General features: G+C 68.0%; 14 protein-coding genes and 2 tRNA genes. 11 read left to right on the top strand and 5 right to left on the bottom strand.

Annotated features, from left to right (window positions below):
• Positions 1–51 precede the first annotated feature (51 nt).
• The 10 genes from gyrA to AMK34_RS16850 all read left to right on the top strand — a co-directional run bounded on the left by gyrA (position 52) and on the right by AMK34_RS16850 (position 8,000).
• Positions 52–2,577 carry a DNA gyrase subunit A gene (gyrA, locus tag AMK34_RS16805; protein ID WP_038507019.1) on the top strand — a complete coding sequence of 842 codons (2,526 nt, stop codon included), beginning with the start codon at positions 52–54 and terminating at the stop codon, positions 2,575–2,577.
• Between the two features lie 36 nt (positions 2,578–2,613).
• Positions 2,614–3,300 carry a DUF3566 domain-containing protein gene (locus AMK34_RS16810; protein WP_038507022.1) on the top strand — a complete coding sequence of 229 codons (687 nt, stop codon included), beginning with the start codon at positions 2,614–2,616 and terminating at the stop codon, positions 3,298–3,300.
• A 47-nt stretch (positions 3,301–3,347) separates the two neighbouring features.
• Positions 3,348–3,421: transfer RNA gene (locus AMK34_RS16815), tRNA-Ile, on the top strand.
• Between the two features lie 243 nt (positions 3,422–3,664).
• Positions 3,665–3,853: a DLW-39 family protein gene (locus AMK34_RS16820; protein WP_034321928.1), complete on the top strand. Its 189-nt coding sequence runs from the start codon at positions 3,665–3,667 to the stop codon at positions 3,851–3,853.
• 37 nt (positions 3,854–3,890) lie between these two features.
• A tRNA-Ala gene (locus tag AMK34_RS16825) sits at positions 3,891–3,963 on the top strand.
• A 64-nt stretch (positions 3,964–4,027) separates the two neighbouring features.
• Positions 4,028–4,468 carry a hypothetical protein gene (locus AMK34_RS16830; protein ID WP_073845945.1) on the top strand — a complete coding sequence of 147 codons (441 nt, stop codon included), beginning with the start codon at positions 4,028–4,030 and terminating at the stop codon, positions 4,466–4,468.
• A 97-nt stretch (positions 4,469–4,565) separates the two neighbouring features.
• Positions 4,566–4,937, top strand: coding sequence for a hypothetical protein (locus AMK34_RS16835; RefSeq protein ID WP_038522075.1), 372 nt, complete (start codon positions 4,566–4,568; stop codon positions 4,935–4,937).
• Positions 4,938–4,941: 4 nt separating this feature from the next.
• Complete coding sequence (locus AMK34_RS16840; protein WP_038507031.1) at positions 4,942–5,976, top strand: hypothetical protein; 1,035 nt, start codon at positions 4,942–4,944, stop codon at positions 5,974–5,976.
• A 9-nt stretch (positions 5,977–5,985) separates the two neighbouring features.
• Complete coding sequence (locus tag AMK34_RS16845) at positions 5,986–6,489, top strand: YbaB/EbfC family nucleoid-associated protein (RefSeq protein ID WP_038507034.1); 504 nt, start codon at positions 5,986–5,988, stop codon at positions 6,487–6,489.
• Between the two features lie 44 nt (positions 6,490–6,533).
• Positions 6,534–8,000 carry a DHA2 family efflux MFS transporter permease subunit gene (locus AMK34_RS16850; RefSeq protein WP_073845946.1) on the top strand — a complete coding sequence of 489 codons (1,467 nt, stop codon included), beginning with the start codon at positions 6,534–6,536 and terminating at the stop codon, positions 7,998–8,000.
• Here AMK34_RS16850 and AMK34_RS16855 read toward each other — a convergent pair.
• Both AMK34_RS16855 and AMK34_RS16860 read right to left on the bottom strand, forming a co-directional pair.
• Positions 7,915–8,313 (bottom strand): helix-turn-helix domain-containing protein, encoded by a 399-nt coding sequence (locus tag AMK34_RS16855; RefSeq protein WP_038507041.1) that lies wholly within the window; start codon positions 8,311–8,313, stop codon positions 7,915–7,917. The genes AMK34_RS16850 and AMK34_RS16855 overlap by 86 nt on opposite strands.
• 44 nt (positions 8,314–8,357) lie before the next feature.
• Positions 8,358–9,209 carry an ADP-ribosylglycohydrolase family protein gene (locus tag AMK34_RS16860; protein ID WP_073845947.1) on the bottom strand — a complete coding sequence of 284 codons (852 nt, stop codon included), beginning with the start codon at positions 9,207–9,209 and terminating at the stop codon, positions 8,358–8,360.
• A 77-nt stretch (positions 9,210–9,286) separates the two neighbouring features.
• Between AMK34_RS16860 and AMK34_RS16865 the strand changes: the two genes are divergently transcribed.
• Positions 9,287–10,456: a DNA glycosylase AlkZ-like family protein gene (locus tag AMK34_RS16865; RefSeq protein ID WP_241832780.1), complete on the top strand. Its 1,170-nt coding sequence runs from the start codon at positions 9,287–9,289 to the stop codon at positions 10,454–10,456.
• On the opposite strand, the gene AMK34_RS16870 is transcribed toward AMK34_RS16865, so the two are convergent.
• The 3 genes from AMK34_RS16870 to AMK34_RS16880 all read right to left on the bottom strand — a co-directional run bounded on the left by AMK34_RS16870 (position 10,437) and on the right by AMK34_RS16880 (position 13,169).
• Entirely contained in the window at positions 10,437–11,714 is a 1,278-nt protein-coding gene (locus AMK34_RS16870; RefSeq protein ID WP_083649881.1) for a M14 family metallopeptidase, read from the bottom strand. The genes AMK34_RS16865 and AMK34_RS16870 overlap by 20 nt on opposite strands.
• 94 nt (positions 11,715–11,808) lie before the next feature.
• Positions 11,809–12,450, bottom strand: coding sequence for a pyridoxine/pyridoxamine 5'-phosphate oxidase (locus AMK34_RS16875; RefSeq protein WP_073845949.1), 642 nt, complete (start codon positions 12,448–12,450; stop codon positions 11,809–11,811).
• Entirely contained in the window at positions 12,450–13,169 is a 720-nt protein-coding gene (locus AMK34_RS16880) for a hypothetical protein (RefSeq protein ID WP_034321947.1), read from the bottom strand. Before AMK34_RS16880 ends, AMK34_RS16875 begins: the two co-directional genes overlap by 1 nt.
• Positions 13,170–13,230 lie beyond the last annotated feature (61 nt).

Consider the following 13,230-nt stretch of genomic DNA (forward strand, 5'->3'; position numbering starts at 1 on the left):
CGTCCCCGTTCCTCTTTGTCCCCTTAGGACTGCTCCCACGAGAAGGACCTCATGACGGAAACCTTGCCGCCTGCTCCGGACCACGACCGGATCGAACCGGTCGACATCCAGCAGGAGATGCAGCGCTCCTACATCGACTACGCGATGAGCGTCATCGTGTCGCGGGCGCTGCCGGACGTGCGGGACGGCCTCAAGCCGGTGCACCGCCGCGTGCTGTACTCGATGTTCGACTCCGGCTTCCGCCCCGACCGCGGGTACAACAAGTGCTCCCGCGTCGTCGGCGACGTGATGGGCAACTACCACCCGCACGGTGACTCCGCGATCTACGACGCGCTGGTGCGGCTCGCCCAGCCGTGGTCGCTGCGGTACCCGCTGATCGACGGCCAGGGCAACTTCGGCTCGTCGGGCAACGACCCCGCCGCCGCCATGCGGTACACCGAGTCCCGGCTGGCGCATCTCGCGATGCACATGCTGCAGGACATCGAAGAAGAGACCGTCGACTTCTCCGACAACTACGACGGCCGCACCCAGGAGCCCGACGTCCTGCCGTCGCGGTTCCCGAACCTGCTGGTCAACGGTGGTTCCGGGATCGCGGTCGGGATGGCGACGAACATCCCGCCGCACAACCTGCGCGAGGTCGCCGACGGCGTCAAATGGGCGCTGGAGAACTTCGAAGCCAGCGACGACGAGCTGCTCGCCGCGCTGCTGGTCCGGATCAAGGGCCCGGATTTCCCGACCAAGGCGATGATCCTCGGCAATTCCGGGATCGAGGACGCCTACCGCACCGGCCGCGGTTCCGTGCGCATGCGCGCGGTCGTCGAGGTCGAGGAAGACGCCAAGGGCCGCACGATCCTCGTCGTGTCCGAGCTGCCGTACCAGGTCAACCCGGACAACCTGGTGGAGAACATCGCGAACCTGGTCCGCGACGGCAAGCTCACCGGTATCTCCGACATCGCCGACGAGTCCAACAGCCGCAGCGGGATGCGGATCGTCGTCACCATCAAACGTGACGCGGTCGCCAAGGTCGTGCTGAACAACCTGTACAAGCACACCCAGCTGCAGCAGAACTTCGGTGTCAACATGCTGGCACTGGTCGACGGCGTGCCCCGCACGCTGCGCCTGGACCAGATGATCCGGCACTACGTGAAGCACCAGATCGACGTCATCGTCCGCCGGACCCGGTTCCGGTTGCGCAAGGCCGAGGAACGCGCCCACATCCTGCGCGGTCTGGTCAAGGCGCTGGACATGCTCGACGAGGTCATCGCCCTCATCCGGCGCTCGCCCTCGGCCGAAGAGGCCCGGCCCGCCCTGATGAGCCTGCTCGACGTCGACGAGATCCAGGCGACCGCGATCCTCGACATGCAGCTCCGCCGCCTCGCGGCACTGGAGCGGCAGCGGATCATCGACACCCTGGCCGAGATCGAACTCGAGATCGCCGACCTCAAGGACATCCTCGAGAAGCCCGAGCGGCAGCGGACGATCATCGCCGAGGAACTCCAGGAGATCGTCGACAAGTACGGCGACGACCGGCGCACCAAGATCATCCCGTTCGACGGCGAGGTTTCGGTCGAAGACCTCATCGCCGTCGAGGACGTGGTCGTCACGATCACCCGCACGGGTTACGCCAAGCGAACGAAAACAGATCTGTACCGTTCGCAGAAACGCGGCGGCAAGGGCGTCCAGGGCGCGACCCTCAAACAGGACGACATCGTCCAGCACTTCTTCGTCTGCTCGACGCACGACTGGATCCTGTTCTTCACGAACAAGGGCCGCGTGTACCGGGCGAAGGCGTACGACCTGCCCGAGGCCAACCGCAACGCGCGCGGCCAGCACGTCGCCAACCTGCTCGCGTTCCAGCCCGACGAGCAGATCGCCCAGGTCATCGAGATCCCGAACTACGAGGTCGCCCCGTACCTCGTGCTCGCGACCCGCCGCGGCCTGGTGAAGAAGACCAAGCTCACCGACTTCGACTCCAACCGCGCCGGCGGCCTCATCGCCGTCAACCTGCGCGAAGGCGACGAACTGGTCGGCGCGGTCCTCGCGGCCGCCGAGGACGACCTGCTCCTCGTGTCCGCGGAAGGCCAGTCGATCCGCTTCCACGCCACCGACGAAGCCCTGCGCCCGATGGGCCGCGCGACGTCCGGTGTGCTCGGCATGCGGTTCAACGACGGCGACGAGCTGCTCGGCATCAACGTCGTCCAGCCCGACAAGTTCCTCCTCGTCGCCACCGGCGGCGGCTACGCCAAGCGCACGCCGACCGAGGACTACCCGGTGCAGGGCCGCGGCGGCAAGGGTGTGCTCACCATTCAGTACGACCAGAAACGTGGCAGGCTGGTGGGAGCGGTCATCGTCGACGCCGAAGACGAGCTCTACGCGATCACCTCCAGCGGCGGGGTGATCCGGACTTCGGCCGGACAGGTGCGCAAGGCCGGCAGGCAGACGAAGGGAGTGCGGCTGATGAATCTCGACGAAGGAACCACTCTTCTCGCGGTCGCACGCAACGCGGACGAGCCCTCAGACGTCGCCACTGCAGGTAGTGCTGAAGGAGAAGAAACCCCGGCGTCGGAGCAGGAATAGACGACGCCCCACGTACTGGGTAAGGACTGACACCTCGTGACACCATCCGAGAAGCCCGAAGCAGGCGGCGCGCAGGCGGGTTCTTCGAGCCCACCCTGGCAGCGTGACAGCGGCGCCGGGGAACCCGAAGGCTCCAGCGAGCAGACGGTCTCGGTGTCTTCGGTCGCCACCGAAGACGTGGCCCACTCGGAACCGAAGCGGGACGCGACAACCGTGACCGACTATCACGGGGTAAGCGGCACAGCCGCGAAGAGGCTCTTCGGCGACAGCGGAGAGGGCGAGCCCGCCCCCTCCGCCATCCCGTCGGCCTCCCGCACCCGTGCCGCCCCCACCGCGCTCCGCCGCCCCGGCCGCGGACCGCGTCGCGCCAGCCTGCAGATCAAACGCTTCGACCCCTGGTCGGTGCTGAAACTGTCCCTCGTCCTCGGCGTCGCGCTGTTCTTCGTGTGGCTCGTCGCCGTCGGCGTCCTCTACACCGTCCTCGACGGCATGGGCGTCTGGGACAAACTCAACGGGACCTACTCGTCGCTCGTCGGCGGAGAAGGGGCCGACGCGCCGGCCGACCCGTTGATCAGCGCCGGCCGCGTCTTCGGGATCGCGGCCATCCTCGGCGCCATCAACATCGTGCTGATCTCGGCGCTGGCCACCGTCAGCGCCTTCATCTACAACGTCTCCGCCGACCTCGCCGGAGGCCTGGAAGTGACCCTTTCCGAACGAGAGTGACCCGGTTGCAGGGCGTCGAAAGACGTCCTGTAATCTTCTCCTCGTTCGGGCCCATAGCTCAGGCGGTTAGAGCGCTTCGCTGATAACGAAGAGGTCCCAGGTTCAAGTCCTGGTGGGCCCACCCGGTTGGCCCGGTCGTGTTTGTGGAAATCACAAACCGCGACCGGGCGTTTGTCATTTCTGGGGGTCGAACCCCCAGACCCCCGCCAGGGAGGGCTTCGCCCCCCCTGGACCCCCCAGCGTTGGGGCGCGTGGTCGTTGTGGCCGCGGTGGCCCATTGCCGTGGGGGACGGTTCCACGTGGAACGTGGTGCAGTAGCATCGGTGGGTAAGCGGAGCAACTCGGCGGAAAGAGGGGGCTTCTGATGAAGAAGCTGTTGGCACTCGCGGTCATCGCGGGCGGCGTGCTGTTCGTGATCAAGCGCAACAAGGCCGCCAAGGCCGAGGCCGACCTCTGGCGTGAGGCCACCGCTCCCACCGAGCGTCCGCTGGGATCCGCCTCCACCAACGGAAGCGCTCCGGCCAAGGCCGCGGACGCGTCCCGCAACAACTGATTTCGGCGCAGGCGGTTATCATGATCGCCTGCGATCCGGGGCTGTAGCTCAATTGGTAGAGCACTGCCTTTGCAAGGCAGGGGTCAGGGGTTCGATTCCCCTCAGCTCCACTCCGAAAACCGAGAAGGCCACCCGTGCAGCGGGTGGCCTTCTCGTTTCCACCAGAATGCGCGCATGGGTGTTCTCTTCGACTACTTCGCCGCGCCGGACAACGAAGCCGCGGCCGCCACGATCGACCTCGTCGGAGGGCCGTCCGAGGCGTCCTTGCCGACCGTCCAGCTCAAGGGTGTGGACCCGTTCGTGCAGCTGGGCACGCTGGAGTCCTTGCTGACCGGGGTCGACTACGACACCGTCATCGGGCGCTCCATCGAACCTGTCGCCATGGCCGATGACGGTGCGCTGCTGGTCGTCGCGCTGACCGAAGAGCTGGCTACCGCGCTGTCCGACGCCGACGAGGCTCGCCTGCGCGAGGTGGCCGAACCCTGGTCCCGCACCGAGGAGTTCGGCGGCGAGGCCGACCCCGCCGATTTGGCCGACTTGCTGACCGGCCTCGCGGAACTCGCCCGCGACGCCAAGACCCGGGGTGATCACCTCTACTGCTGGGTCTGCGTCTGAGTGGTGACGTTCGTCACCGTACGCGGATGACAAAGTCGCGCGCCCAGCCAAGTCAACGCTGCTTACATGGGGGTGGAATCCGGACAGCGAGGTGAACATGGTCAGTTTCGAAACCGACCTCGACGATCTCAGGTTGTCGAGCAAGGAACTGCAGAATGCCGCGGACATCGTCAGCACCGCACACACCGGTGTGCGGGGCCAGGACGTGCCGGCTCCCGACCCGGTCACGGGTGGCTTCATGCCCGGCCTTTTCGCGCCGGACACCGCGTTCGGGAAGACGCTGGGCATGCGCGGGGTTTCGGCGGCGTACGAGGAACACCGCCAGGCCGTCGAGAAGATGCTCGGGAAGCTGCTCCGCAGCACGCAGGACGCCTCACAGGCGCTGGCGAGGGTCGCCGAACTTTACGAAGCCGTGGACGAGGACAACAAGCAGCGAGTGAACCGCGCGGCGTACGGGAACCAGGGGTAGCGGCGTGGACGGGTATTTCAACGCTTTGGACGCGGAGACCAACTCCGGCTTCGGCGACAACAGCAAACTCCTCGAAGGAATCACCCACGACCTCCAAGCGGGCGCCGAGAAGGCCTTCACGGCCGTCGACCTCCTTTTCCAGCCGTGGATGTTCGGCAGCGACGCGGATTTCAGCGGTGGGCGCAAGGAACAGATCCGCGACTTCTTCCTCGAATTCTCCGACGCGCAGCTCGTCGGCGAGAACAGTCTGCAGCCCATGATCGAGGCCTACGAAGGTCTCTGGAACGCTTTCCAGGACACGAAAGCGCCGCTCGACCGGTCCTTGGTCCTGCTTCTCAAGTGGCGCGGTGAAGGCGCCGAGACCGCCAAGAGCTACATCCAGGGTCTCGTGAACACCTATTCCCGCGTGGGTACCAAACTCACCGTGCTGGAAGCCGACATCGTGGCCGCGCGGGACGCCATCGCGACCGCACGGGCCGACCTGAGCACTCTCGCCGCCTCCTTTCTGACCGCGGCGGAGAAATACCGGGACGACAAGGAACGGCAGGACGAATCCGCCTTGGTGAAGGCGTTGGCCGCGACCTTCGCCGCCGCTGTCACCGCTCTGCTCGTGGCGGCCGCGCCACCGGCAGGACTCACCGCGGCGACGTTCTTCACCACGGCGAACGGTGTGCAGGTCGCCGGTGCGGCGGCCGGTGCCGGGCTCTCGACCCTGGTCTCCGAGAACGCCGCGATCGTCGGGGACAGCCCCGAAATGATCTACAACAGCTTCCACGACGGTGTGGTCAACATCCGTGAAGCCATGTTCCGCGCGTCGGAATCCCTGATCTCGAAGATCAACACCGAGATCAACAACCTGCCGATCATCCCCGAACCGCCGGACGTCAGCCCCGGCGAGACCTTCGATCCCGGCAACTTCGAAACCGAAAACACCGACAAGGGAACGGAAAAGCGGGTCCGGGACAAGAACGTCGACATCTCGAACGACGGCAAGTTCCAGGAACCGCCGATGGAACTTTCCCCGCTGCCGACCGACTGATGGAGGATCGTGGCTGACGAACCGGCGGCCAAGAAGCCGCCAGCCGACCGGCAAGCGATGCTCGAGGCACTGGCCGCCCTCTCGGTCGACGCGTCCTCGCCGGACGGCGCCGTTTCCGTTTCGGTCAACACCGACGGCGTGATGACGCGGCTCAGGGTGGGCGAAGCCGCGTCGCGGATGTCGCCCGCCGAGATCGCGGACACCGTGATGCGGACCTATCAGGAAGCGCAGCAAGGATCCGCGAAACGCAGCGCGGAGCTGATGGCGCCGATCGGCAACGCCGGGTACATCACGGACAGGCTCCGCTGGCGGCTCGGGTTCACCCCTTCGTTCCAACAGGAAGGGGAAACCGTCGCGCCGTCGGTCCCGGTTTCGCGCCGTCCGCCCGCGAGCACTGAGAACGTGGTGCTCAAGGACCGGTCGGAGGAACCGGCCGGGCTCGCACCGGACGAGCAGCCCGAATCCGACGACCAGTACTACGAGCAAGGCCTGCGGTACCGGCCTTCCTGGTAGCGCGGGCTTGCCCTCAAGCGTGCTTCAGCGTGCACGCTGCCGGTATGAAACGTGAAGGCGCCGTGCTGGCGTTGGCCTGCGCAGGATCCTTCGTGGTCATCCTCGACGCGACGATCGTTTCCGTCGCCCTGCCCTCGATCCGGTTCGGCCTCGGCTTCTCGGCAGGCACGCTGACGTGGGTGGTGAACGCGTACACGCTCGCTTTCGCCGGGTTCCTGTTGCTGGGCGGACGGTTGTGCGACGAATTCGGGGTCCGGCGGATCTTCGTGCTCGGGATGAGCCTGTTCACCGTCGCGCGGCTCGCCGCCGGGCTCGCCGGTTCCCCGGGAACACTGCTCGTCGCCCGCACGGTGCAAGGGTTCGGCGGCGCGCTGCTGATGCCGGTCACGTTGTCCCTGCTGACGACGACGTTCACCGAACCCGCCCGTCGTGCGCGGGCCTTGGGCACCTGGAGCGCGGTGGGCGCGGCCGGAGCCGCGGCGGGGCCGGTGATCGGCGGCTTGCTGACGCAGTGGGCGGGCTGGCGCTGGGTGTTCTTCGTCAGTGTCCCGATCGGAGTGGTGGCCGTTCTCGTCGCAGGAACGGTGTTGCCGCTTCGGGATCGAAGCCGTCCTCGCGGCAGGCTGGACGTGCTCGGCGCGGTGTTGTCGGCGACGGGACTCGTCGGTGTGGTCTACGCGGTGATGCGTTCGTCGTCCGACGGCTGGGGAAGCGGGTCCGTGCTGCTCCCGCTGTCCGGCGGGCTCGTCCTGCTCGCCGTTTTCCTGGTGCACCAGCACCGGTGGGCGGACGAACCGCTGGTCGCGCTCGGAATCTTCCGGCTGCGTTCGGTCAGCAGCGGGAACGTGGTGATCTTCTTGCTGGGACTGGGTTTCCTCGCCAGCCCGATCCTGCTTTCGTTGTACCTGCAGGATGTCCACGGATACTCGCCGATGCGGGCGGGATTGGCCTACCTGCCGATGGGGGTGGCGATGTTCGCCGGCGCGCGGACGGCGGGCGGGTTGTCGGTGCGGATCGGGCCACGGCGTGCGGCGGCGTTGTACTGCGCGCTCGGCGCGGTGGGTTTCGCCGCGATCGCGGCATTGGCCGGCGCGCACGCTTCCTACGTCGTTTCCGTGCTGGTGCCCGGAATGGTCTTCGGCTTCGGGACGGCGGCGGCCTTCACCCCGATCACCATGGCCGCCACGAGCGGCGTCCCGGAACGTCAGAACGGCCTGGCCGCCGGTCTGCTGAACACGGTCCGGCAGACCAGCGGCGCGCTCGGGCTCGCCGCGTTGACCGCGCTCGCGGCGGCCGTGACCGCGAGTTCGCCGTCCGGCCTGCCGAAGGGCGAGGCGCTGGTGCACGGCTACACCGCCGCGTTCCTCGCCTCCGCCGCCTGTCTCGCGGCCGCCGCGGTGGTCGCGGCGGTGACGATGCCCGGGCTCAGCTCGCCGCCGCGTGCGCGGGCAGATCGACCCGGTCTCGGAACCAGGGGCAGTCCTCAAGGTTCCCGTCACGGCGGCAGGTGAGCAGTTCGACCAGGTAGTCGTGCGCGGTGTCGAGCCGCGCGCGCTCCCGTTCGATCTCGGCGAGCCGTCCCGTCACCACGTCCCGCCAGCGGTGCTGTTCGGCGAGCAGTTCGGTGATCCTGGCCAGACCCAGCCCGCCGATCCGCCGCCAGTGCTTGATCAGCGCGATGCGGTACAGCTGATCGTCGTCGTAATACCGCTGTCCCGAGCGGCGGAAGGCGGTGATGAGCCCGCGGCGCTCCCAGTAGTGCAGGGTCGAGATCGCCAGCCCGAAATGATCGGCGGCTTCGCGAACCGGCGTCAAGGAATCCATGCGATCAGTCTAGGTTAGGTCACCCTAACTTTCGAGTCTGTCCGTCAGACGCGCAGCAGCCGCTCGTCGAGTTTCGCCAGATGGTCGCGACCGAACTCGCCGTTCTCCAGGTCACGCCACAGCACCGGCGGCAGATCCTGTGCCACCTCGGGCGAGCGTGAAGCGGCGGCCAGCGCGATCGTCGCGACGGTGTCGACGTCGCCGGTGAGCGCGACGGCGGAGTGCAGCATCCGGGCGAGTCCTCCGCCGCCGGTCAACACGGTCAGCGCCGCGCGCACGCTCATCCAGCCTTGCGGCCCGACCTTGCCCGACCACGGCAGCGCCCAGCCGCCGTGCCCCACATCCTCGGGGAGGATCCCTTCGATCCACCTCGCGATCTCGGAAAGCGGCCCCACCCGATGGTGGCAATAGTGCACGGCCAGCGCGGCCGCCTGCGCCGCGGCGATCCCGGCCGGGGTGTCGTGCGTGATCCTGGCCTGCAGTTTCGCGTGATAGAGCACGTCGTCGACGGTCGGCAGGACCCCGATCGGCCCGGCGCGCATGGCGGCGCCGCTCTTGTCGCTCTGCGGCCGGAGCCGTCGCAGCAACTCTTCGCCGTCGCGGACCTCGCTGAGCAGCTGATGGAAACTCGGCGCGTAGCCGTCGTGCGGATCGCGGTGATACGCCCGTACGAACTGCTCGGCGAGCAGCAGCGGCGTCCATCGCAGCCCGGAGACGAGCACCTCGGCGATCGCGATCGTCATCTGCGTGTCGTCGGTGTAGCGACCGGCCGGGGCGCCGGGCAGCCCGTGATGCGGCACGTAACCGGTCAGGTTGTTGTGCTCCGCGACGAAGCCCGGGTACGCGTGCTCGAAGGAGCCCCCGTACGCGTCGCCGATTGCCAGCTCGACCAGCATCCGTCCATCGTGCCAGGCTGCGAGGTGTCACCAAGTGCCCATACCGTGGAACCCATGGCGACCGACAAGCTGCGCGCGTGGTGGCACATCGGCAGGGTCTCGACGGATCGCTGCTCGGGTCATCGGCGGCCGAGGTACTGGAACGGACCGGCTGGATGCGCTCGGTCGGCGGTTCGGCGCCCTATCTCGGGCTGTTCGCCAGAGCCCGTCTGGATCGCGAGACGGTGGACGCGGACGTCGCCCGGCTGGCCATCCACGAGCTGCCTTCGGCGCGCGGCTGCACTTACGTCCTGCCGTCGGCGGATTTCGAACTCGGCCTGACCGTCGGGGCCGCGGCACCGGCGGGTGAACTCGTGGCCGCGGAGAAGTACCTCGGCGTCACGCAGGCCGAGATCGAGCAGCTGTGCGTCACCGTCGCCGATCTGCTCGACGCTTCGGACGAACCGCTCGGTCCGGCCGCGATCAAGGACGCCGCCGGGTCCGCGGTGCGCGATCTGGGGGAGGCGGGCCGCAAACGCGGCACCACCACGACGTTGCCGCTCGCGCTCGGCCTGCTCCAGGCGCGCGGCGACATCCGCCGGGTCCCGGTCAACGGCCGGCTGGATCAGCAGCGCTACGGCTATGTCCGGTGGACGCCGTCCCCGCGCGGCGGACTGTCCGATATGGACACCGCGCGGACCGAACTCGCCCGGCGGTACTTCTCGTGGGCGGCTCCGGCGTCGCTCAAGCATTTCCGCTGGTTCTCCGGTTTCACCGCGGCGAGCGCGAAGAAGATCGCGGAACAGCTGGAACTCGTGCCGCTCGACGGCACCGATCTGGTGATGCCCAAGGAACTCGCGGACGAGTTCGCCGCGTTCACCGTGCCGTCGGAGCCGTCGTACGCGCTGCTCGCGGGGATCGACGGCATCCATCTTCTGCACCGCGAGATGTCACGGCTGCTCGCGGACGCCGACGTCGAACGCCCGGTGCCCGGCGGACGGCCGGGGGAGACGCTGGGCGGACAGGCGGATCCGCCGAGTCACGTGATCGTCGACAGGGGCCGCATCGCCGGCTTGTGGGAGTTCGACACCGAAGCCGGAAAGATCGTCCACAAGTTCTTCGGCGAAGAGGACGCCGCGTTGCGCGAGACGATCGCGAAGACCGAAGAATTCGTCCGTGACCAACTCGGCGACGCCCGGAGCTTCAGCTTGGACTCGCCGAAGAGCCGGGCGTCGCGAGTGGCCGATCTCAGGCCTTCGCCTCGTTGATGAGGATGTCGACGGCCTTGTCGTTGCGCGCGGTCTGCTCCGGGATCACCGAAGCGGGCGGGTAGAAGCCGTCGATCCCGCCGTCCTTCGGGTACATCTCGAAGGTGTAGCTGAGGATCTTGTGCTTGCCCCACGCCCAGTCGTTGATGTCGCCATCGGTGACGTACAGATCGCTGGACTGCTCGGGCGTGTAACCGTTGGTGCCAGCCATCTGCTTGCCGACGTCGGCGAAGCGCTTCGCTTCCTCCTCGTTCAGACCGGTGTCGGTCTCGGCCTTCGTGTAGCCGTAAGGCCAGAGCACCAGCTCCGAGAAGGTGTGGAAGTCGATGTGCGTCTTGATCTGCTGCGCGCCACCGACCACGCGGGAGTCGATGAACGCCGCGACCGCCTTGGTCTCGGACTCGGAGAACGCCGACGGACCGTGGTAGTCCTCGGCGGACGGGCTGTTGCTCGACCCGCCGCAGCAGTTCCACTTGTAGTCCCAGTTGCGGTTCGGGTCGGTGCCGACCGCGCTGCTGCCCGGAACGGGCTTCCGCGTCTTGCGCCAGCCCTGGTACTCGCCGCCGGTGATGTCGTACTCGGAGCCGTCCGGGTTGACGTTCGGGATCACGTAGATCTCGTGCTCGTCGACCATCTTCTTGATGGCAGGGTCGCTCGCGTACCCGCTGGTGAACCGCTGCACGATCCGCAGGCACATCTCGGTGGTGAGGTGCTCGCGCGCGTGCTGGTTGCAGGTGAACAGGACCTCGGGCTCGTTCTCGTCCGTGCCCGCGTTGTCGCTGATCTTCAGCAGGTTCAGCTCACGGCCTTCGTAGGACTTGCCGACACTCGACAGGGTCGCGATGTCGCCGTGGTCCTTCGCGGCCTTCTGCAGCTCCGCGGTCGTTTCGGCGTAGGTGTGGTACGCCTCGTCGCCCGGCGGGAAGTCACCCGCGACGGCCGCGGTGCCCGCCCGGCCACTGCGCTGTTTCAGCATGCCGTCGAAGTCGCCGAGCGACTTCAGTCCGAAGCCGTTCGCGCGCAGGGCGGCGGCCTGTCCCGGCGTGGCGACGACGGTCAGCGCGCCACCGCGCGAGCCCGCGACGTCGACGCCGGTGCGGGCGACCTCGGTGCGTTTGTCGGGGGTGGACGCGCCTTCCACCGAATACAGCCCTCTCGCCGGGTCGCCGGTCTGGGCGCTCGCGACGGGCGTCGTGACGGCCAGCAGGGCGAGCCCTGTGGCGGCCAAGGCGCCCCCGATGCGACGGCGTGTGGACATTTCGCCTCCGAACGATCTGGGGACAAGGTGGGGTTCACCGTCGCCGAAGTGAATCGTCCACGACAACCCGACGATCGTCGTTCCCAGTTACCGTTTACGGCCAGAGGCGTTCCTTGTGCCAGGTCCCGTCCGCGCGCCGGTAGCGGAGCCGCCGGTGCCGCCGGTCGTGGCTCGCCTGCCAGAACTCCACTTCGGACGGCGTCACCAGATAGCGGGTCCAGGTTTCCGGTGCCACGCCGGGATTCTCCTCGACCCACCGCTCCGCTTCCGCGGCCGCGCGGTCGAGATCGGCCGGATCGTCGAGCACCTGGGACTGCCTGCCGATGAACGCCTCCACCCGGGAAGCCGGCGGCCGGGCGGTGAAGTCGGCCGCGGACACCTCGGGATCGGCGACGGCGACAGGGCCGCGCAGGCGGACCTGGCGGCCGCGTCCCGGCCAGAAGAAAGTCAGTGCGGCGAACGGATTCTTCGCCAGCTGAACACCTTTCGGGCTTTCTGAGCTCGTCGCGACCGCCCAGGTGTCGCCGTCGACGTCCTTGAGGATCACGACGCGCGCGTCCGGCATCCCGTCGGCGTCCACTGTGGACAGAGTGACGGCGTGGGGCGCCAGGACGTGTTCCCCCGCCTCGTTGAGCCATTCCAGGAAAAGCTCGCGCGGGGTCGCGGGTGTGGCGTCGGTGTCGAACTCCGAGAGTTCTTCGGGGAACGAAGGCCAGCCGCGCAACGTGCGATCCATCAGTACCCCGGCGGGCGCTGCGGCGGGTAACCGGGCGCGGGCGGTGGATAGTGCGGCGGATGCTGACCCGGCGGTGGACCCTGCGCCGGCGGCGGCCCGACCGGGTACTGCGGCGGTGGCGGCTGCTGCGGCTGCCAGCCGGGTGGCGGCTGCTGTCCTGGTGGAGGCATGGGCGGCCCTGGTGGCATCGGCGGCTGCTGGCCCTGCGACTGCGCCCACTGCACTTGCTGATAGACCTCGGCGGGCTGCGGGAAACAGAACGTCAGCTTCGCGTTGACCGACCCCTGCACCGCGGCGCCCCACAGCTTCCCGCCGACGAACGCGTACATCTGCGCCGCCGAAACGTCGACGGCCACCATGCGGGTCTCGCCGCCGAACTGGTTGCCGGATTTCGCCGACGCGGCCTGCGCGGCGTCCGGGTACACCCGGTCGCCGATCAGCCCGGCGATGACCACCGAAGCGGCCGTCCAGCCGACCGTGCCCATCACGTTCGCGCGCGCGTGCTGCGTCGCCAGTCCGGTGAAGTCGTACAACGCGGGCGCGGTCACCTCCGGGATCGCCGCGGCGACCACGCAGTAGTTCATCGTCGACATCATCACGGACTCGGTGAACAGGCCGACGACGGCGGCGCTCGGGCCGATCTGGACCGTGTTCAGCCTGCCCCCGCTGCGCTGGATGCGCTCTGCCACCGCACCCAGGTACTGCTCCTTGCTGAGCACTGACGCCTCCCGAAGACTCCTCGCGCACGGCCATCGTCGCACGAACGGCGATCTGCTTCAC

The sequence above is a fragment of the Amycolatopsis sp. CB00013 genome (genome assembly GCF_001905755.1).
GTDB classification, from domain to species: Bacteria; Actinomycetota; Actinomycetes; order Mycobacteriales; family Pseudonocardiaceae; genus Amycolatopsis; species Amycolatopsis japonica.